Source organism: Yersinia sp. 2541 StPb PI (assembly GCF_052217145.1).
Classification (GTDB): Bacteria; Pseudomonadota; Gammaproteobacteria; order Enterobacterales; family Enterobacteriaceae; genus Yersinia; species Yersinia enterocolitica_E.
This window is the reverse complement of sequence record NZ_JAZGQB010000001.1, coordinates 939,913-961,714: the sequence shown is the minus strand read 5'-3', so window position 1 is coordinate 961,714 and position 21,802 is coordinate 939,913. Positions and strand designations below refer to the sequence as shown.

The following is a 21,802-nucleotide window of genomic DNA, read 5'->3' as shown; positions in this document are numbered from 1 at the left end:
GCAGTTCTCACGCCTTATTATGGCGGGCAATCGGTAATAAATAACGTTCCGTTTCATGTAATATCTTGTCGAGATGTGGATTATCCATCAGGCGGAACACCCTTTGCACATAGCTATCCTCACCTTCACCTGCAACTCGCTGATCACCCTGCCAAACTTGTAAAAGTTTCATGCGGGCTTTAGTTTGTGTTTCTTCATCCCACAAAATCTGACCTGACTCGCGTTCAAAGCACTGGCTCAGCCATGCCCAACCACTTTTGCTCAGCAATAACAGTGGTTCACACATTCCTTGCTGATACCCACTGATTAACTGTTGTAAATAGTGATGAGCCTCATCACGGCCCAAAGAATCATAGCGCCATGCAGTTCCTTTGCGACCATACATCCGGCTTTGCCCATCACCTCCACCAGCACAATAGACCAGATGTTCAATCCATAATAAAAGCCCGTCTATCGCCGTTAATGCCGCGGGACGCCAACGAATTAATCCATCTTCCTGAACCTGATGAATCCAACCTGTAAGGGTGATGTCACCCAATTCGATATTTAGCTCAATGCTATGATGCTCAAGGCGCTCGCTACGAATCTGTTCAGCTAATGGCACCATTTCCTCTTGCTGGCTTTCCCAATAAAGCTCACCGAACGATCCATAAGGCAGGCTACCGGCCGCTCGAGCTCGGGTAAACACGCTATTGATGTCTCCCTCATCTATCAATGCATTCAGTAACTGAGTATTAAACTGATAGCGGTTGAGGTTATCTAAAGTAAATGGCTCTTCATCAGGTAATTCTGTTTCTTCAATAACAAAATTCACTCCTAGCCGGAGTTGGAAGAATGCCCTCACAGGGTGGCGATAGAAGCGGATTAACTCATCCAATGTAATTTCAGATAAAGGTTCAGGCGATAATGGCTGATTAAACTCTGGATGCGGTCGCCCTTTGGACTCAGCAGAGGGTAGCCATTCAGCAGCGTAACTCTGTAACTCGCTATGCTGAATAAAATTTTCTGCCGCAAACGGCATCCGCGCATGCCAGCAGAGTAAGTGCTGAATCACCCGCTGAGCGCTCTCATCAGCATTGAGCATTTCGTCACCCGGTAAATGATAACTTTGTGAGATATATTCAATCAGTTCACTGACCAACACTGATGGATAACGCTTACTGTTATCCTGGATAGAGCGCCCGATATAGCTGATATAGAGCTGTTGCTGAGCCGAAAGTAGCGCTTCGAGGAACAGATAGCGGTCATCGTCACGGCGGCTACGGTCACCACGGCGAACCTGCTTTGCCATCAAATCAAATCCCAGCGGCGGCAGCGTTCGTGGGTAAACGCCATCGTTCATCCCCAATAAGCAAACAACTTTAAATGGGATCGAGCGCATAGGCATTAGAGTACAGAAGTTGATTGGCCCGGCAAGGAAACGCTGGCTGATGCGCTCATTATCCAAACGCGAAGCCAGTTCATCCCGTAACAGATTAAGTGGCACCACATCGGGATATTGGGCAGCAATACCATAGCTGATAACCTTCTGCCACTGTTGTTCAATCAGCACCAACACCGCTTCAGTGTCATTATCGGGTTCAAAGAAGGTATCCAATAATTGGCGGCACAGGGGTAACCATTCGCTGAGTGCTCGGGGTTCACTTAATTGCTGCCGCCATTGGCTTAGTTGCATCAACATATCTGCCAATTGCCCTGCGAGTTCAGCAGCTAAGCCACTCGACTCATCATATGGCAGAACACCCTGCCAATCTCCGGCGGTGCTATCCATGGCATAACCCAGCAACATGCGGGTGATACCAAAGTGCCAGGTATGCTGACCCGTTGCGGGTAAGGAGAGTTCCCGTACATTGTCATCATCCAGCCCCCAACGAATACCCGATTCCCCCACCCATTGCCGTAAGCGGCGCAAGCCACCTTCAGTAATACCAAACTTACTGGCTAAAGCAGGTACCTCCAACAGCGCCAACACTTGCTCAGAGGTGAAACGGCTTTGGGGGAGATCAAGTAAGGTAATAAAAGCCTGTAGCGCCGGATGGGCCTGACTGGCTTTACGGTCAGAAATCGCAAACGGCAGATAGCGCTCCCCTGTCGCATTACCAAATGTGGCCTGAATATAAGGGGTATAGCTGTCAATATCGGCAACCATCACAATGACATCGCGTGGAGTAAGTTCAGGATTAGTTGAGAATAAATTCAATAGGTTATCTTGCAAAACCTCAACTTCTCGCTGAGGACTATGGCAAACATGCAGGCTAAGAGATCGATCACTGAGATCTAATCGACGCTTTTGGTCGCTACGCGCTAAGGATTCCGCCGTGGTGCCAATAATTGCGTGGTCTTCCAGCTCCAACATATCGTGCTGAATACCATGTAGTAGATTGTCAGGGTCAATATCAACAAAAGCGTGGACCTCTTGAATATCATCAACCTGAGATAATAAATACATATGATCCCGCCCGAGCCGCCCCCACGAGGCTAATAATGGGTTACTGAGTTCTTGTTCACCATTCGCATTAAAGAGCTGTTCAGCCTGCTCTGGCTGGCGGAACAGATTGACTTCAATTGATTCGCGATAATGTCTACGTTTGCGGCTTTGCAATTTAGCCAAAAAAGCATAATCCTGAATATCGCCCCAAAAATAGCGGCAAGGATTCGTAAACATCAGATGAATATCAATATGTTTACCCAGCGCTTGTAGAGCTTGTAAATAGATAGGAGGTAATGCCGATATGCCGCAAATAAATACCCGCTTGGGTAACCCAACGGGGCAGACATTCGCTTCAAGCAGGGTGCGGATAAACCGCTGGTAGAGATTGGCACGGTGCCATTCGGGCTGTTCCAATTGGCGGGTATAATTGGTCAGTTCCACCCACAACTTGGCTTGCCACAGTTGAGCATCGTCCAGATTGTCAATGAGTTGGCCCCGTTCCCAACTGGCAAGCCATTCAGGACGATACACTAAATATTGGTCGAAAAGGTCAGCAACCCGTGCTGCAAGTTGATGGATTTTGCGCTTATCATTATCGTCACTTAAATAGCGTTTCATGGGAGAAAATACCGGGCTTTCCAGTAAATCTGGCAGCAACCACATAAGTTTCCATGTCATGGCGTCTTTGCTAAATGCGCTTTCTTTTGGGATTCCGGGCAAAACACGGGTAAACATATCCCAGATAAAGGTTGCGGGCAGCGGAAACTCAATATTAGCTGCAATACTAAATTGTTGTGCCAGTTGCATTTGTAACCATTGTGCCATTCCTGGGCTTTGAACTAGCACCACTTCTTGCTGGAAAGGGTTATCCAACGGCTCTCGTTCTATCAGCGCAGTCGTTAGCGCTTTGAGTAAATCTAATTGATTAGAATGATAAACCGTGAACATGATTACTCCCTTAAGGCACTATGGAAAATAGCCATAAGTGATTAAACCAGTTTATTATCACTTGTGGGTAAATCCTGAGGCTTAATACTCTAACTTGATAATGAATGAGCGCAATAGGTTATCTCTATTATAAGACCGATATAGTCGCTCATCTGTATACCTCGGCGGTTCATCAATCAGGGTCCCCTTGTTTGCCGCCTCAGCAACGTCGTATCTATGGGGGATAACTATGCCGTTAGCCACTTCCATTCGTAGAGCAAAACCAACGGGTTAACTCTGCTGACAGGTTTTTCCGTACCGCAAGAGTGAAATTAAGCTCGGCGCATTCCCCTTCAATTCGGCTAATGGACTGACGATATAACCAGTTAGGTTTCATTCCCGATATGAATCCCCTATCAGGTCTAGCCTCCCCTGCGCTGTCAATATGTTGATGAAGCAGAAACCAAGCCTGACGCTGTTGCCACACAGAAGAGAAACCCTGTAAAAGAGTCTGATGGTATTGCAACAACCCCAGTAACGAGACAGAGAAAAACAGTGCCGCAATTAAGGCTTCAGGCAGGCTAAACCCTCGTTGGTTGCGAGGATCGCATTGGTCACTCCGTTTCATCAACAAGCACCTATTGCAGCATTTTAGTAATCGCAAAACTGTGCATCCTTATCAGGACAGAAATCCAACCAGCCATGAGCTGCCTTAACCAGTTGATAGTGACCCACAGACCCTTTGCCAATATTCAGCATGACCCGTTGATATAGCATCAAGGGTGGCTGTGAACCGAGGAGGTAACTCTCCCCTCTGAGAATAAAAAAACCGCTTAGTGATGCTGGTTTAACACAGGCCTTTAAGCCATATTGCTGCTGCTGAATGCAATACCATGTTGAACCTGTCCGCCATGGCAAACTGAACGACCAATCCTGACGTATCCCCCAGTTCAGTGATGATGTTGCCTGATTAAAAGCACGTAAATAGTGCTGTTCTTCAGATGTAATCTGTTGAATATTATCCAATTGACGGTGTAGTGCTGACAGCAGAAATAAACCAAGAGCGAAAAGTGTAGCGACGGCTGCCAATGTACTGGTCCCCCGTTGATGATTCAGCTTCATAGATTGTTCCCGCGTATCGTATAAGTAAGCTGATGATGGATTACCGGATTACCTGTTTTTTGCCCCGCTAATTGCACCCGATAAACCTGATTTGATGTTTGCTGAGGTAACCGACTAATAGAAAAATGGGTTATCGTTATCTCTTGTGGATCAAGCAGCTTTTCCCACCCACGGCCAGCGCAATTCAGTTCACCACGTTGGCCCTCTAATGCTTTATTACGCAGGCGGTAGCCAAAGTATTCGGACTCCTGATGTTTCTCCCCTTCCCATCGACCATTTCGATTGAGATCGTAAGCAACTATCAGACACGAATTTGTCGCTTCTGCGGGATAATGATGGGTTGTAACCGCTTTTCCCTGACACTCGCCATGGCAAAATCCTGCACGCCGCAGATCTTTTTCTAGCACAACCATAACCTGACTCAGTGCCAACTCCAGATAATAGCGCTGCTGCAAAATTGATATTTGTTTGCGTAGCTTAGGGAAAACCTCTGCGGCACCAAGCATAATCAAACTACCAATGCTCAATGCCAACATCATTTCCGGTAGCGTAAAACCTGTTATACGTTTCCGCCCAGAACAGACCGATGCTGGCATATTTTTGACCATTATTAGCATATATGAATACCTGACATTGGCTGGCCCTCACTACACAGTCTTAAGCGCCCTCGACTGGAAATAACTAACCGGATAGACCCTGCCGGGTTACTGAGCATGATATTTCCTGCCTGTGCCGTATTCCTCACACCAAAGAAGCCCATCTCTTTTTGCAATGAAGTCGCAATAGCGACATCTGGGTAAGGTGGAATAAACACGCCGTCGGTAAGTGCCGAACAGCGAGCCGTAGGTTTATCACCACTTCCCAGGCACCCCTGGCCATTCTGCTGTATCCACAGCAATTCTGTGTCATTGCGACGATTAGCCTGTGCTTGTAAGTGTGTTAAGAAGGCGAGTAACTGACGAGCACTGTCTGCGAGCCGTTCCCGCTGCCGGTAATGATGCCAACTTTGCGCCCCCCAAAGTGCTGTTATACCCACTAATACAATCACCAGCAGCAATTCAATCAGGCTGATACCTTTTTGTTTTTTAAGAGAATTCCTACGAGTCAGGTAAGTTTTCGTTAATCTTATATTGGTGTCCATGGCGTAAGTTTACGTGGCTGAAATTTGAGGTCGAGTGACGAATTATCAGGGCTGGAAACGGTGCGCAAAATTTTATCTACGACGACATAAATGCAGAAAAGAGTGCGGCGCAGCTCGCATTTTTATTGCAGGAAGGATGCTGGTAGCAAAGAAAAGGGGTTGACGAAAATATACCCAATAGCTTTCCAGATGCAGGGAGGCAACAAGCAGAGGCAAGAGCTGGATATGGGAATGGGAATGGGAATGGGAATGGACCGAGTAAACAGGAGCAGCCCCCTGAAACTTGAAAGGTGACGGGTATAAAACCGGAGCCATTGCGGCTCCGGTCTAAAGATTAGATAGCAATCGGCGCTTTAATTCCTGGGTGAGGATCGTACCCCTCAATTTCAAAATCCTCAAAACGGTAATCAAACAAAGAGTCAGGTTTCCGTTTGATAATCAGTTTCGGCAATGCACGTGGCTCACGGCTTAATTGCAGATTTGTCTGCTCAATATGGTTGCTGTACAAGTGTGTATCCCCCCCTGTCCAGACAAAATCACCCACTTCCAAATCGCATTGCTGCGCCATCATATGTACCAGTAAAGCATAGCTGGCAATGTTAAATGGCAAGCCGAGGAATACATCACAAGAGCGCTGATACAGTTGACAAGAAAGCTTGCCATCTGCCACGTAGAACTGGAAGAAAGCATGGCACGGCGCCAGTGCCATTTGCTCCAGTTCACCCACATTCCATGCTGAGACGATGATACGGCGTGAATCGGGATCCTGCTTAAGCTGTTTTACCACGTTGCTGAGTTGGTCAATCTTACGACCATCTGCAGCCCCCCAAGCCCGCCATTGCTTGCCGTAAACCGGGCCAAGGTCGCCGTTTTCGTCAGCCCATTCATCCCAGATTGAGACATTATTTTCCTTCAAATAGCCAATATTAGTATCGCCATTGAGGAACCATAACAGCTCATGGATGATGGAGCGCAAATGGCAGCGCTTAGTGGTTACCAGTGGGAAACCGTCTTGTAAATTGAAACGCATCTGATGCCCGAAAATCGACACAGTACCGGTACCGGTACGGTCAGCTTTTGGAGTGCCTTCTTCCAGCACTTTTTTCATCAAATCCAGATACTGTTTCATGTTACCTCACGAAAGTTGTTGCGCAGGACGACGATACGCCCAAATCATCATAATGATACCGGCCAGAATCATAGGTACAGAGAGTATCTGCCCCATGCTGATCACGCCATCGAACAAGCCGAGTTGAGCATCTGGCTGGCGGAAACACTCCACAATAATACGGAACGCACCATAACCAATCAGGAATAGGCCAGAAACACTGCCCATAGGACGCGGCTTACGGATAAATAGGTTCAGGATGATAAATAACACCACCCCTTCAAGAATCATTTCATACAGTTGCGAAGGATGACGCGGCAGTACACCGTATTGATTGAATATCGCCTGCCATTTCGCCGGGTCAGCAGCAACGATGGCGATATCTTCGCCACGAGAGGTTGGGAATAACATCGCCCACGGGGTATCGGTAGTCACACGGCCCCACAACTCGCCGTTGATAAAATTACCGAGCCGGCCCGCGCCTAAACCAAATGGAATAAGGGGAGCAATAAAGTCAGCGACCTGGAAGAAATTGCGTTTAGTGCGGCGGGCAAACCACAACATCACGCAGATGACACCAATCAAACCGCCATGGAATGACATACCGCCATCCCATACCTTAAACAGGTACAGTGGATTATCGAGGAACATCGGCAGGTTATAAAACAGCACATAACCGACACGGCCACCGACAAATACCCCGAGGAACCCCGCATACAGCAGGTTTTCGACTTCTTCTTTGGTCCAGCCACTACCCGGTTTATTTGCCCGACGAACCGCCAACCACATGGCGAAGACAAAACCCACCAGATACATTAAACCGTACCAATGAAGGGAAACCGGGCCAATGGAAAAAATGACCGGATCAAATTTAGGAAACGCCAGATAGCTATTGCTCATCTATCACCACGAAATGTCTCATATTTTGAGAAAATTAATGTTCTTGCCCGGTTAGGGCTACAGGTTGCGCATAATAGCATAGGCTTAGGCCGGTCTGGGCTGCACCAAACAGAAAAGTTCTGTAAACAACACAACCCCAGAAAGTGAATGTCACTCGCAAACAAACCAAAAAGCCTTGGAATAGTCGCCAGTGACTGGCACTAACAACGCTATAGCGCCAAGGGCCAACGGGATACGCTTACTTCCCGCCGCGGATCAAGCCGCCTAAGCCCCTGCGTTCCATAAACGCGGCTGTTAAATGACGCACATCAGTGGTCATTTGGGCGCTCAATACTCGTTCGGCCAATGCTGCCGCATCTGCTAAATCGATATTGCGCAGCAGGTATTTAATTCGTGCCACACTGCGACCGTTCATACTGAGATTGCGATAACCCAGCCCGACCAGCAACAATGCGCCCATCGGGTCACCCGCCATTTCACCACAAAGGCTCACCTGCAAACCCGCTTGTGTCGCCTGCGTCAAAATATGGCTAAGCACCTGTAGCATCGCCGGATGCAGGCTGTCATACAGCGACGCAACGCGAGTATTATTGCGATCTACTGCCAGCAAATATTGGGTCAGATCATTGGTGCCAACTGAGATAAAATCTACTCGCGACTTGAGGTAGGGCAGCATAAAGATCATCGCGGGTACTTCTATCATTACCCCCAATTTAGGCTGTGGCAATTTATAGCCCAAGACTTCTTGAACCTCACGCCCAGCACGATCGATCAGGCGTTTAGCTTCATCGACTTCTTCCAGGCTGGTGATCATTGGCAATAGAATACCCAAATTACCGGTTCCGGCATTGGCACGCAGCATCGCTCGAACCTGGATCAAGAAGATCTCTGGCTGATCGAGCGTTACACGGATCCCGCGCCAACCCAGGCATGGGTTTTCTTCGCTGATGGGCATGTAGGGCAACTGTTTATCGGCACCGATATCCAAGGTACGTAACGTGACGGGTTTGTTGGGATAAAGCTGTAACATGCCTTGATATTGCGCAACTTGTTCCTCTTCCGATGGGAAGCCGCTTTGCAACATAAAAGGGATTTCAGTGCGGTATAGACCAACACCATCAACCCGCCCACCCAGCAATTGCTCATGTTCCGGGCTAAGACCCGCATTCAGCATCACCTGAATCCGCTCACCACTTTTCAGGGCCGCAGGTTGTTCGACATCGTCTTCAGCCAGCTTGCTGAGCTCAATCTCTTCAGTAACCAGCCGCTGATACTCTTTGACCAGTACCGGTTCGGGATCAACCAGCACCTCACCACGGTAGCCATCAACAATCAATAGCCGCTGGTTCAGCAAAGCAGGCTGGATATCAGCGCCCATCACCGTTGGGATGCCCATGGCGCGCACTAAAATCGCGGCATGCGAGTTAGCGGCACCATCACGCACCACCACCCCCGCCAGACGATCTTGTGGCACCTCGGCTAATAGAGTGGCGGTTAACTCATCGGCAACCAGGATAAAACGCTCAGGCCATTGGCTGGCCCCAGAGGTGCTATCATCGAGGTGGAACAACAAGCGCTGACCTAATGCCCGCAGGTCACTGGCTCGCTCACGCATATAGGTGTCTTGCAGGCTGGCAAATTGGGCGGCAAATTGTTCAACCACTTGTTTAACGGCCCATTCAGCCACCGAACCGGCGTCAATTTGCGCGAAAAGCTCACGCTTCAGGCGAGCATCATTTAACAGGTGCGAATAGAGATCGAAAATTGCCGCGCTCTCTTTTTGTGAGCTGGCAGCAAAACGCTTACTGAAGCGACGGAATTCTGCCGCAGCCTCTTCCAATGCCTGAGTCAGGCGTTCACGCTCCTGAACAGTATCGAGCGTTGAGGCCTCATAAACCAAATCAAGGGACGGTTGTGAAGTATCCTGCCAACCTTCCGCCACTGCCACGCCAGGAGCCGCCGCCAGCGCGCGGATTCGTGTTTGACGATATTGGCCAAAAATCGCATTCAGTTGCGATTGGGAGAGGATCCCCGCCAGTTGTGTGGCCAGCGTAACCATGAACGACTCTTCGCTCTCATCAAACTGGCGATGCTCGCGCTGCTGTACCACCAATACACCCAGCAACTGTCGACGATAAATAATAGGTACCCCGAGAAACGCCCGGAAGCGATCCTCTTTAACTTGTGGTACATATTTAAAACTGGGATGACTCTGAGCATCGGCCAGGTTAATGGGTTCGGCCAAACGCCCCACCAGCCCGACGATACCTTCGTCAAAAGCCAGCGTAATGGTGCGACCACGGGGCTTTTTCAAACCCCGTGTCGCCATCAGGTAGTAACAACGGCGGTCATTATCTGCCAGATATATCGAGCAGACTTCCGTGTCCATCGCCAGACAGGTTTCATTGACCAACAGCTCTAACGCATCCGTCAGGCTGGTTGCCATCGCCACTTTCTCAACTATTTCTCGCAAACGCATGAGCATGATCGGCTTAACTTAACCTCTTTTACGGCGATAAGCGGGCGGTACCCGTGGTGGAATAACCTCCTGCACAGGCATTACGGTTGCAGCAAATTCTTTCATCACACGACGATAAACATCACGTTTAAAAGAGACCACCTGACGCACCGGATACCAATAACTGACCCAGCGCCAGCCATCAAACTCCGGGGTACTGCTACGTTGCATGTTGATATCGGCTTCATTACACATTAACTGTAGTAGAAACCATCGTTGTTTTTGGCCGATGCACACCGGCTTTGTATCCCAACGCACCAAACGCTTTGGTAATTTGTAACGTAACCAGTTACGGGTTGAAGCCAGAATTCGGACATCCTTTTTGTTAAGTCCTACCTCTTCAAAAAGTTCGCGATACATTGCCTGCTCTGGTGTTTCACCGGGGTTTATTCCCCCTTGTGGGAACTGCCAAGAGTGCTGACCGTAACGCCTGGCCCACAACACTTCTCCCTGCCGATTACAAATTACGATACCCACGTTCGGGCGGTAGCCATCATCATCGATCACCGGACTACCTCGATAAGCTTAAAACTCAAAGATGCTCTGATTGTTTCACACTAGCAACAGGCGGTAAACCACTGCTTATCAGCCAGCTAAACCTGATAACTCGGGGATAACTCACAGATATAAGCAAAGTTATGAACACCCTCAGGGCTACGCACGACATTTTATTCACTTTTTCTGTGGATATAGGTGTGTAGAACTCTAGGGAAAAGTAGGTACAACTCATTTTAACGCAATTATACGACAAAAATATCTAAAAAAATAAATGATTAATTTCAACAAAATAACAGGTTTCCCACAGGTTTTCACGGCAGTAATATGTGATCTATCTCCGTTTTGGATCTGTAGCTGGCTAAAGATCCATCAATGTAGTTTTTATCCACAGATAATGCGTCAAAGTTATGCAAAAAAGAGTAAAACTCGCAAAAAAAGCCGTCGTCAAGGCTGTAAATTGAACCAGTGATCGGGATTTATTGGGGTTATCCCATAAATCTGTGGATAAATAGGTGTAAGATCCTGTTCATTATCGCTGTCAGTAGGTGCACAAGATAATTAGAATAAAAGTATTTCATCCATGAGAGGAAAGAAAACTTCCGTTAAATCATGCTATTATTCATTCCATCCACAATGCATAACAATACATCTAGCGTCACTTTTAATTCAGCTTGTTTTTTAACCGACTTTAGCAGGTTTATCCCCATGTCTGTTTATTCACTGCCACCGGCACCACCCACTGATGAACATCAACTTTTTCAACGTGCTCAAGCTTTGTCAGGTTTTACCCTTGGCGAATTGGCAGCGCGTGCTCAATGGGTTATTCCGGCGGACTTAAAGCGGGTAAAAGGTTGGGTTGGTATGTTGCTGGAGTTTTATTTGGGGGCCAGTGCTGGCAGTAAACCTGAACAGGACTTTGCCGACATCGGCATTGAGCTGAAAACCATACCTATCAGCGCTCAGGGCAAACCATTGGAGACCACCTTTGTTTGTGTCGCCCCCCTGACCGGCAACAGTGGCATCACTTGGGAAAGCAGTCATGTGCGGCATAAACTGGCCCGAGTATTGTGGGTACCCGTAGAAGGAGAGCGGCAGATCCCGCTCGCGGAACGTAGAGTCGGCGCGCCTTTATTATGGAGCCCGAATGCGCAAGAAGAAGAACTACTGCGGCGTGACTGGGAAGAGTTAATGGACCTTATCGTTCTTGGCAAAGTAGAAACCATCACCGCTCGCCACGGTGAGGTACTCCAATTGCGCCCGAAGGCCGCCAATAGCCGTGCGTTAACTGAAGCCATCGGTGAAAAAGGGCAACCGATCATGACACTACCCCGTGGTTTTTATCTGAAAAAGACCTTTACTGGCCCGATGCTGGCCCGTCATTTCTTGTTGTAACCAGTGCGCTAGACTCCCTACTACAACACCAATTACTTTGACTCTGTTCCGATTAATAAATAAAAGCGTATAATTGTATTTTTGTGTTTCCGTAAGGTGTATAGGCGCAATGTTTGAATGGGTTGCCGATCCAAATGCCTGGTTGGCGCTAGGCACGCTGACTATCCTGGAGATTGTTCTTGGGATAGACAATATTATTTTCCTCTCTTTGGTGGTCGCAAAATTACCTAAAGCGCAACAAAACAGAGCCCGCCGTATTGGCTTGGCTGGGGCCATGTTAATGCGTCTCGCATTACTTGCTTCTATTGCCTGGGTTATCCGCCTGACCGAACCTCTGTTTACAGTGGCAGGCCACGGTGTCTCTATGCGGGACTTGATCCTGTTGTTAGGGGGGCTGTTCCTTATCTGGAAAGCCAGCAAGGAAATTCATGAAACCATTGAGGGGAGCGATACTGAACACACCAGTAATGTCAGCTCTTTCTTTGCGGCTATCGTGCAAATTATGCTGTTGGATATCATCTTTAGTCTGGATTCAGTGATAACAGCAGTTGGGCTGTCAGATCATCTGTTTATTATGATGGCTGCCGTGGTTATTTCTGTCGGCGTGATGATGTTTGCTGCCAGACCAATTGGTGAGTTTGTTAATCGCCATCCATCAGTCAAAATGCTGGCGCTCTCTTTCCTGATATTGGTCGGCTTCACGCTGATGTTGGAAAGTTTCCAGATCCACATTCCAAAAGGCTACATTTACTTCGCTATGTTCTTCTCAATGGGGGTTGAAACCCTGAATTTGATGCGCGGAAAAAAGAGTAAGCCAACTGATAAAAAAACATCTACTCAATAGATTTAAAGGTGCGAGAAGGCTGCTTGCAATAGAGAGGCCCAAGGATGGGCCGAGCAATACACTTGCAAGATAGCGGGTTCAACACCTTCCAGGAGCAGTTCACGGCCCCGTTTCCCACTTTTTTCTGTACTTTTCCCTTACACGCTTCCCCCAACTGCGGTGCTTCGATATAGTCGAATAAGGCAAGTTTTACTTATACCCAAAAAATTGGTGTTTCAGTAAGGCCAAACGAACACATCCTGAAGCAGTTATTCAAATAGAAAATTCGGGTGCGTGGGCGTAGCTAACGACGCTGCAATACCAACTACCAAAGGTATGGCCTGATAATTTCAGACATTAAGGAAGGTCGGCAATGCAATATCATCGTATCCCCCACAGTTCATTAGAAGTCAGCCTGCTGGGTCTGGGCACCATGACATTTGGTGAACAAAATAGTGAAGCCGATGCCCATGCGCAACTGGATTACGCCGTTGCGGCCGGTATTAACTTGATCGATACCGCAGAAATGTACCCAGTGCCCCCAAGGCCAGAAACCCAAGGGTTAACTGAGCAATACATTGGTAACTGGATAAAAGCACGCGGTGAGCGTGACAAAATCATTTTAGCCAGTAAAGTCTCCGGGCCATCACGCGGCAGCGATCAACCGATTCGCCCCAATATGGCACTGGACCGGAAAAATATCCGCATCGCGTTGGAAGATAGCCTTAGACGCCTCAATACTGATTATCTCGATATTTATCAGTTACATTGGCCACAACGTGAAACCAACTGTTTTGGTAAATTGAATTATCGCTACAGCGAACATACTGCAGTGGTCACCTTGCTTGAAACACTGGAAGCCCTGAACGAGCAGGTGCGGGCAGGGAAAATCCGTTATATCGGTGTATCAAATGAGACCCCATGGGGGGTGATGCGCTATCTGCAACTGGCAGAAAAACATGATTTACCGCGTATTGTCTCAATACAGAACCCCTACAGCCTGCTTAACCGCAGCTTTGAAGTTGGTTTGGCCGAGATAAGCCAACATGAAGGCATTGAGCTATTGGCTTATTCCAGCCTGGCCTTCGGCACCCTGAGCGGCAAATACCTTAATGGCGCAAAACCTACCGGCGCACGGAATACATTGTTCAGCCGTTTTACACGTTATACCGGGCCACAATCCGAGTTAGCGGTAGCGGAATATGTGGCACTGGCAAAACGTCATGGGCTGGACCCCGCACAGATGGCGCTGGCTTTCGTTCGCCAGCAACCGTTTGTGGCCAGTACACTGTTAGGTGCAACCACACTGGAACAACTGAAAAGTAATATTGATAGCCAGAATGTCGTTCTGGAGCAGGAGGTGCTTAATGCATTGGAAGAAATCCACACCCGCTTTACCTTCCCTGCACCTTAAATTCAGTTGAGTTCAAATAGCAAAAAGGCCGCTAATGCGGCCTTAGACTACTGACAATAAATAATGCCGCACTCGGCGGCATTGATATTGACTATTATTCCATCACTTAGCCGCTTTACGGCGCAGTTGCTGCCACTGCCAGCCCCATAGCAACGCAATCGCCAGCGCGAAGAGCACACCGAAACCAACGCCAACCGCGACGACCGGCGCGCCCAGCTTTACTACCACCGAGTACAGCCCCAGCATCAACAACATTGCGGTATTCTCACCCAGATTTTGCACTGCAATGGCATTCCCGGCGCCCACACTTTGTTTGCCGCGCTCTTGTAACAAGGCATTGAGCGGTACGACAAAGAAACCGCCTAAGATCCCGATAATAATCAACAGTAAATAGGCCATTGGCATACTGTGTTGCAGTGAGAATGCCGCCACCACCACACCAATTAATACCCCCGCCGGTAAACAGCGTTTTACTGTTTTAAGTGTCACGAAACGTGCCGCAGCACCCGCGCCAATCACAATCCCAATCGCCACCATGGCATTTAACAGCGTCGGGGTGGCGTTATCGGCAATCCCCAATGCTACCGGCACCCATAGCACCAGCAGGAAGCGCAACGTGACCCCTGCGCCCCAGAACAGGCTGGTCCCCGCCAGTGAGAAGCGAGTTTCGCCATCCCGCCACAGAATGCGGCATGCGGCAAAAAAACTGCCGGTCATGGCCCGTGGCCGCCATGAGCTGCCGGTTCGGGCAGCAGCCAGATGTGGGATAAATAGATTAGCCACCACCGCAATGGCATACACCAGCGCACAGACACTCAATGCCGCGATCAGATGCCAATCAGCCAGCACCCCACCGGCGACTGAACCGAGTAAAATAGCCGCAATGGTTGATGCCTCCATCATACCGTTGGCTTTAACCAACTGCTCGCCGGAAGTGATTTCTCCCAAGATGCCATATTTAGCTGGTGAATAAGCCGCGGCCCCGACTCCAACCAGGCTGTAACCAAGAAATGGATTCAGACCAAAACAGATAACTAATGCACCAGCCAACTTCAGGCAATTCGCGACCATCATCACACGCCCTTTGGCAAAGCTATCAGCCACTTGCCCGACAAACGGAGCCAAGATGATATAAGTGGCCACAAAGGCCATTTGCAAGATAGGCTGGCTCCAGTCGGGATATAACTGCTGCTTAATTAATGCCAAGGTGGCAAAAAGCAGTGCATTATCACCAAAAGCTGAGAAAAACTGAGCGCCAAGTACAGCGATCATTCCTCTGGAGAGCAAAGGCTTATCTGACAATGCTTGCTGACTCATTCGCTCATCTCCGCATCTTGTGCCATTTTAGTTAACGTAACAAAGTCAGGTTTACCACTCCCCAGTAGGGGTAATGCTTTCACCACTCTGATATCACGTGGAACTGCCAGTTCTGGCACCCCACCCTCACGTGCGGCTTTAATCAGCCGTTCGCGGGTAATTTCACTGTCAGTGGTAAACAGCACCAGTGCTTCTCCTTTGGCGCTGTCGGTTTTAGCCGCTGCGGCATGTTGCCCCTCGGGCGAGATACGTAATGCCAGTTGTTCGACACTCTCCAGTGATACCATTTCACCAGCTAATTTGGCAAAACGCTTCACCCGCCCGCGAATGGCGCAGAACCCCCGCTCATCGAGGGTGACAATATCACCGGTATCGTACCAACCCTCCTCACGCTCACCCTGAGCATTCTCCGCCGCCGGTTGTTCCAACACCCCCGGATGCTTTACGCGCAGATAACCGCGCATAATATTGGGGCCGCGCAATTGCAAACGCCCACCTTGCTCGATTCCCGGCACAGTTATCAAGCGCGCCTCCATACCAGGAAGAATGCGCCCAACGGTATTCACTTTCGCTGCCATCGGCACGTTAATCGCCACTACCGGCGCACATTCGGTGACGCCATACCCTTCCAGAATACGAATACCGAATTTGTCCTGCCAAATCTGTTTGGTGCTATCAGCCAGTTTTTCAGCCCCAGCCACCACATAACGCAACCGAGCAAAATCATAAGGATGAGCAAAGCGAGCATAGTTGCCCAAGAAAGTTGACGTGCCAAACAGCACGGTGCAGTTACGGTCATACACCAATTCTGGCACCACCCGATAATGCAGCGGGCTGGGATAAAGGAATACTCGGCTACCGGTCATCAGCGGAGTGAATAACCCCACCGTCAGGCCGAAAGCATGGAACAGCGGCAGCGAAGACATAAAGCGATCACGCGGGGTGAAATCAGCAATGGTGCGGATCTGCTCAACGTTAGCCAATATACTTGCATGAGAATGTACTACGCCTTTTGGGTTCCCCTCCGAGCCGGAAGTGAACAAAATCAGTGCGCTATCATCCGCCTGTTGTGGCAACATCGCCCGGCGCGGACAACATAAATGGAATAAAATCCACAATTTGTCGGTCAGCGTAACCGTGTCTTTTAAATCTTCCAGATAGACCCAATTTGCCTCAGTAACCTGTTCGGGCAAATGTGTCAGTTTGCCTTTTTCCAAAAACTGGCGCGAGGTGACGATGGTTTTCAACGACGCCGCAGTAATTGCACTCTTCAACCCTTTGGCACCCGAAGTATAATTAAGCATTGCCGGAATACGGCCACGCAGAGAAGCACCAAAGATCGCCGCCGCAGTAATCGTCGCATTCGGTAATAACATCCCAACATGCTCGCCCTGCGCGGTGAAGCGTTGCAGGATACGGCTGACACCGAGGATTTTTTTCAGTAGCGTTTGATAACTGTCTTCTTTAAATGAAACATCCTCAATACAGGGTTTAAAACGCCCATAACGAGTTTGTGCCGATAACAACGCTTCAAACAGCGTTTCCCGTGGCACGATAGCCATACGCGCGGCCATCATAATGGCGTGTAAGTGTTCACCCGCCAACACCCGACGGTCACGGGCACGCGGCGCTTGCGGCATGGGTAACGTGGTCGCAGGCAAAACATGAATGCTGATTTTTGGGAACCAGCGGAGTTTGAGCACATCACCCAAACGCCCAAAATGAGTAAATTCTGGCCCTTCCAAACGGATTGGGACGACCGTAGCGCCTGATTTGGCGGCAATAAATGCAGCACCATCATAGATTTTCATCAATGAGCCGGTCACGGTAATACGCCCTTCAGGGAACACCACGACTGGCCTGCCTTGTTCCACCATCCTGACCAAATGTTTGATAGCCATTGGCTTGGTAGGATCAAGTGCGACAAAATCGATATAAGGTTTTAGCCAGCGCATATACCAGCTCTCAGAAACACTGGTATAGACCGCAAAAACCGGCTTGATCGGCAGAAATAATGCGAGCAAAGCCCCATCAAGGAAAGAGACATGATTCGGCGTAATTATCAGTTTTTGATGGGTAAACTGATCCGTCACACCATCAATGGTGACACGAAATAATCGACGAAAAAGAGCACGCAATAAGCGATAACCCATGTTTATTTCCCTATAAGACAATGAATATGAAAAAGAGAGAATACTATAATAGTGGCTAAAATATTGCTAAGAGGGGGCTGATAATCGCAACAGCAGGAAGAAATAAAAAAAAACCTACGCATCTGCGTAGGTTGGTGCAAATAAAAAACTGGCTTTTAACACACAGCGTATGTTGATTACTCACCAATTAATACCTCTGGGATGAACACTGTATCCGTTTCAGTGAAGCCACAGCCAGCAAGCAATCGCAACATTTACGTGCAAAGTGTAACCAGTAGTGAACATTGTCAGAAAGACGAAATAGGTTTGTAATTCATTGAGGTGCATTGCCAAAATAATGGGTGCTGCCGCTATCCCACCGGCAACACCCTAAGCCTGGCTAAGATAAAATTAGTACCGCGCCACCTCAACCAGACAACTCATTGCATTCGGGCCTTGAGTTAAACGCGAGGTACCAATGTCTAGCGTCAGAACGTTGGGGTTACCTGATTGTTCAACTTTATGCTGCTTGCCGCCGAAACCGGGATCAAACCAGGCCCCTGTTGCCATTAACACTACCCCTTGAGTAACACCATCAGTAATACGCACTCCCGCCAGACAATGACCCCGTAAGTTGCTGACCTGAACCTGACTGCCCTCAGTAATGTCACGTTTGGCTGCATCTTGTGGGTGCATATACAGCGTTTCACGGCCGGCAGTTTTATTCCCTTGCGCCAATGGTGCCGGATCAAGTTGGCTATGCAGACGATCCTCGGGTTGAATAGAGATCAGATGCAGCGGCCACTGCTCAGCTTGTGGTGCCCCTAACCACTCAACCGGTGGTTGCCACTCGGCATGGGGCGCAAAATCCTCATAGTGATAGCTGGCGATTTTCTCACTGAACAGCTCAATTTTGCCACTTGGCGTTTGCAGCGGATTAGTCTGTGGGTTTTCGCGAAAAGCATCAAAGAACACGAACTCCTTTGGCGGAGCAGGTAAATCAACATGGCCCCGTTGCCAGAAAGATTCAAAATCAGGCCATTCCACCCCGTGTGGCTGTTGTGCCACTCCGCACTCCTGGTAGATATGCCGAATCCAGGCCATTTCATCTCTATTTTCGGTAAATTCACTGCGATAACCCAGTCGTTCGGCCAGATCAGCGAAAATATCAAAATCGTTACGGGCCTGATGTTGTGGCGCAATCGCCTGATGCATCGCCAATACATAGCGATCCCGTGACGAGCCACCAATATCATTACGTTCCAGCGAACTGGTCACTGGCAGCACGATATCGGCCATTTTAGCCGCAGGTGTCCACCAGATATCCTGCACAATCACGGTGTCCGGCTTTTGCCACCCCTCCACCAGCCGATTCAATTGCTGATGATGGTGGAATGGATTGCCGCCAGCCCAATGCACTAAATGAATATCGGGGTAGGTATGGGTTTCCCCTTGGAACTGATACGGCTGCCCCGGTTGCAGCAACATGTCACAAATGCGGGCCACTGGAATAGCCAATCCAGAGGGGTTCTTACCCACTGGCATGCTTGGCCCCGGCGTGTCTATCCGCGGGTTACCCACACCGTTCATCGATCCATGACCAAATGAGAAGCCACCGCCGGGCAGCCCCACTTGCCCCAGCATGGCTGATAAGGCAATCACCATCCAGTAAGGTTGCTCACCACGGTGCGCGCGCTGTACTGAATAGGAACAGGTCATAAAGCTGCGAACACCGATAAGTTGCTGGGCTAACAGGGTAATTCTTGGTGCGGGAATACCGGTAATCTCGCTGGCCCACTCAGGGGTTTTAGCAATACCGTCATTCACCCCACGAATGTAATCAGCTAATTGCTCATAGCCCACGCAATGAGTAGCCAGAAAAGCCTCATCCTGCCCGTCAACACGTTGGATTTCATAAGCCAGCGCCAGCATCAGTGCTACATCTGTATTGGGACGAATCGGTATCCATTCGGCATTCACAAATGCCGGGCAATCATCCCGCATCGGGCTGATGTTAATCACTGGCGTGCCTTTTTGTGCCAGTTTTTCCAACCAGGGTTTTAATGAATGTTCCGCCGAGCCACCGGAAGAGACCTGAGCGTTTTTCAGTGCCAACCCGCCGAACGCAATAAACAGTTCACAATGCTCAACCACACTCGGCCATGATGTCACCCTGCCGGTCAACGGGCTAAAAGTACCAATCACATAAGGCAGAAAAAACTGTGCCGAGCCCCAACTGTAGTTGCCCAGTTGATCAACCCCGCCGCCGCCGCTGAAATAGAAACGCCGGACTAATGAACGCGCGTGATGTAAACGCCCGGCAGAAGACCAACCATAGGAGCCGGTAAATATCCCTGACGGGCCATAACGGTCCCTGACCCGGCGATTCTCTTGCGCCACTAAATCCAGCGCGACATCCCACTCCACCTCAACAAAGTCTTCCCGACCACGCAAAGTTCGATCACTTTTCTCTCGCTGCTGTAACCACGATCGGCGTATCGCCGGTTTGCGAATACGTTTATCGGAATAAACCATGGGTGTAATGGATTCCAACAACCGAGAAGGGTTGGGATCATTGGCAAATGGCTCGCAACGGATCAGTTTGCCATCTTCAACAACAGCGGTAAAAGCGCCCCAGTGGGCAAGCTGGGGGTAACGGATGATGGACATGGCTATCTCAGGCAATTAAATAGATCATAAAAATAACATTCAGCGGGCAGTAAGACCAAAGCACAATTTAGACTAAACATAATCGTTTTGTACTAACCGTTTCATTTGATGCGCTGGGTTAACCAAGGCAGGTCAAATCGAAACCTGTGGCTTGCGAAAACCACAGGTAATCGTGCTAATTGCTGTTTCTGTGATTTTTTCTCACCAAGTTGCGATCTTCCCCCCTTGCGGGCAACACCGTTTTCCGCAAAACTGAGGGATGTAAGCGATTACCCTGAAAATCTCTGGAAGAAAAATGGCCACTATTAAGGATGTTGCCAAGCTGGCGGGTGTTTCCGTCGCGACGGTATCTCGTGTTATCAATAATTCTCCCAAGGCCAGTGAGACATCACGTATGGCGGTCTGTAACGCCATGGAACAACTGCAATATCACCCAAACGCCAATGCGCGGGCACTGGCCCAGCAATCAACTGAAACGGTAGGCATGATTGTTTCTGATGTGTCAGATCCATTCTTTGGATCGATGGTCAAAGCTGTCGAACAAGTGGCCTATGCCACCGGAAATTTCTTGCTGATTGGTAACGGTTACCATGACGAAGAGAAAGAGCGTCAGGCCATCGAACAACTGATTCGCCATCGTTGTGCCGCCCTGGTGGTTCATGCCAAAAAACTGTCCGATGAAGAATTGACATCATTAATGGAACAGATCCCCGGTATGGTGTTGATTAACCGCACATTACCGGGTTTCGAAACCCGCTGTGTCGCATTAGATGACCGTTATGGTGCCTGGTTGGCAACCCGCCATCTGATTCAGCAAGGGCATAAACGCATCGCTATTATTTGCTCTAATCACCAAATTTCCGATGCCATTGATCGCCTACAAGGCTATTTGGACGCACTAAAAGAGTTTGAGATTCCGGTTGATGACCGCTTAATATCCTACGGTACGCCAGATGAGATTGGCGGCGAACAGGCCATGACCGACCTGCTCGGCCGTGGTAGACACTTCACGGCAGTTACCTGTTATAACGACTCCATGGCTGCTGGCGCATTGTCTGTTCTCAGCGACAACAGCATCGAAGTGCCGCAAGAGATCTCACTGATTGGTTTTGATGATGTATTAATTTCTCGTTATCTGCGCCCCCGGCTGACCACCATCCGCTACCCGGTCGTTGCGATGGCGACACAGGCCGCAGAATTGGCGCTGGCGCTGGCCAACCATACCCCGTTGCCAGAAATCACCAATATGTTCAGCCCAACGCTGGTCCGCCGCCATTCTGTCGCCAGCCCGCAAACGCCCGCAGATGACTGAGAACTGTCGATAACAAAGAGCTGCAACCCGCCTGCGCTATGCTAAACTGCCGCGATATCCGGCAGTTATGCCACAAAAATCGCCCACTACGCCGCAC

Annotated in this window: 16 protein-coding genes; 4 read left to right on the top strand and 12 right to left on the bottom strand. The window is 49.2% G+C overall.

Features of this window, described 5'->3' with window-relative positions; all coding sequences use genetic code 11:
* Positions 1-7: 7 nt before the first annotated feature.
* The 9 genes from recC to rppH all read right to left on the bottom strand — a co-directional run bounded on the left by recC (position 8) and on the right by rppH (position 10,654).
* Complete coding sequence (gene recC, locus V1953_RS04140; RefSeq protein WP_442850688.1) at positions 8-3,379, bottom strand: exodeoxyribonuclease V subunit gamma; 3,372 nt, start codon at positions 3,377-3,379, stop codon at positions 8-10.
* A gap of 235 nt (positions 3,380-3,614) precedes the next feature.
* On the bottom strand, positions 3,615-3,986 hold the full coding sequence (locus V1953_RS04135; RefSeq protein ID WP_083162876.1) for a prepilin-type N-terminal cleavage/methylation domain-containing protein: 372 nt from the start codon (positions 3,984-3,986) through the stop codon (positions 3,615-3,617).
* A 23-nt stretch (positions 3,987-4,009) separates the two neighbouring features.
* Positions 4,010-4,480, bottom strand: coding sequence for a YgdB family protein (locus V1953_RS04130; RefSeq protein WP_083162874.1), 471 nt, complete (start codon positions 4,478-4,480; stop codon positions 4,010-4,012).
* On the bottom strand, positions 4,477-5,097 hold the full coding sequence (locus V1953_RS04125) for a prepilin peptidase-dependent protein (protein ID WP_442850687.1): 621 nt from the start codon (positions 5,095-5,097) through the stop codon (positions 4,477-4,479). The genes V1953_RS04130 and V1953_RS04125 overlap by 4 nt, the downstream gene beginning before the upstream one ends.
* Positions 5,091-5,621, bottom strand: coding sequence for a prepilin peptidase-dependent protein (locus V1953_RS04120; RefSeq protein WP_083162872.1), 531 nt, complete (start codon positions 5,619-5,621; stop codon positions 5,091-5,093). The genes V1953_RS04125 and V1953_RS04120 overlap by 7 nt, the downstream gene beginning before the upstream one ends.
* Positions 5,622-5,955: 334 nt before the next feature.
* The gene (thyA, locus tag V1953_RS04115; protein WP_083162868.1) at positions 5,956-6,750 is read right to left on the bottom strand and encodes a thymidylate synthase; all 795 of its coding nucleotides are present in this window, start codon (positions 6,748-6,750) and stop codon (positions 5,956-5,958) included.
* Between the two features lie 6 nt (positions 6,751-6,756).
* Complete coding sequence (gene lgt, locus V1953_RS04110) at positions 6,757-7,629, bottom strand: prolipoprotein diacylglyceryl transferase (protein ID WP_083162866.1); 873 nt, start codon at positions 7,627-7,629, stop codon at positions 6,757-6,759.
* Positions 7,630-7,867: 238 nt separating this feature from the next.
* Positions 7,868-10,114, bottom strand: coding sequence for a phosphoenolpyruvate--protein phosphotransferase (ptsP, locus tag V1953_RS04105; RefSeq protein WP_083162864.1), 2,247 nt, complete (start codon positions 10,112-10,114; stop codon positions 7,868-7,870).
* Between the two features lie 12 nt (positions 10,115-10,126).
* Entirely contained in the window at positions 10,127-10,654 is a 528-nt protein-coding gene (rppH, locus tag V1953_RS04100; protein WP_083162862.1) for an RNA pyrophosphohydrolase, read from the bottom strand.
* Between the two features lie 696 nt (positions 10,655-11,350).
* Between rppH and mutH the strand changes: the two genes are divergently transcribed.
* From mutH to V1953_RS04085, 3 genes are all read left to right on the top strand, one after another.
* On the top strand, positions 11,351-12,037 hold the full coding sequence (mutH, locus tag V1953_RS04095) for a DNA mismatch repair endonuclease MutH (RefSeq protein ID WP_050073625.1): 687 nt from the start codon (positions 11,351-11,353) through the stop codon (positions 12,035-12,037).
* 109 nt (positions 12,038-12,146) lie between these two features.
* Positions 12,147-12,881 carry a TerC family protein gene (locus V1953_RS04090; RefSeq protein ID WP_083162858.1) on the top strand — a complete coding sequence of 245 codons (735 nt, stop codon included), beginning with the start codon at positions 12,147-12,149 and terminating at the stop codon, positions 12,879-12,881.
* Between the two features lie 352 nt (positions 12,882-13,233).
* Positions 13,234-14,274 (top strand): NADP(H)-dependent aldo-keto reductase, encoded by a 1,041-nt coding sequence (locus V1953_RS04085; RefSeq protein ID WP_372559792.1) that lies wholly within the window; start codon positions 13,234-13,236, stop codon positions 14,272-14,274.
* Between the two features lie 102 nt (positions 14,275-14,376).
* Here V1953_RS04085 and lplT read toward each other — a convergent pair whose 3' ends face one another.
* The 3 genes from lplT to V1953_RS04070 form a co-directional block, all read right to left on the bottom strand.
* Entirely contained in the window at positions 14,377-15,591 is a 1,215-nt protein-coding gene (lplT, locus tag V1953_RS04080) for a lysophospholipid transporter LplT (protein ID WP_442850686.1), read from the bottom strand.
* Positions 15,588-17,744: a bifunctional acyl-ACP--phospholipid O-acyltransferase/long-chain-fatty-acid--ACP ligase gene (gene aas / locus V1953_RS04075; protein ID WP_442850685.1), complete on the bottom strand. Its 2,157-nt coding sequence runs from the start codon at positions 17,742-17,744 to the stop codon at positions 15,588-15,590. The genes lplT and aas overlap by 4 nt, the downstream gene beginning before the upstream one ends.
* Before the next feature lie 390 nt (positions 17,745-18,134).
* On the bottom strand, positions 18,135-20,393 hold the full coding sequence (locus V1953_RS04070; protein ID WP_083162850.1) for a molybdopterin guanine dinucleotide-containing S/N-oxide reductase: 2,259 nt from the start codon (positions 20,391-20,393) through the stop codon (positions 18,135-18,137).
* A 295-nt stretch (positions 20,394-20,688) separates the two neighbouring features.
* Between V1953_RS04070 and galR the strand changes: the two genes are divergently transcribed.
* On the top strand, positions 20,689-21,705 hold the full coding sequence (galR, locus tag V1953_RS04065) for an HTH-type transcriptional regulator GalR (RefSeq protein ID WP_083162848.1): 1,017 nt from the start codon (positions 20,689-20,691) through the stop codon (positions 21,703-21,705).
* Positions 21,706-21,802 lie beyond the last annotated feature (97 nt).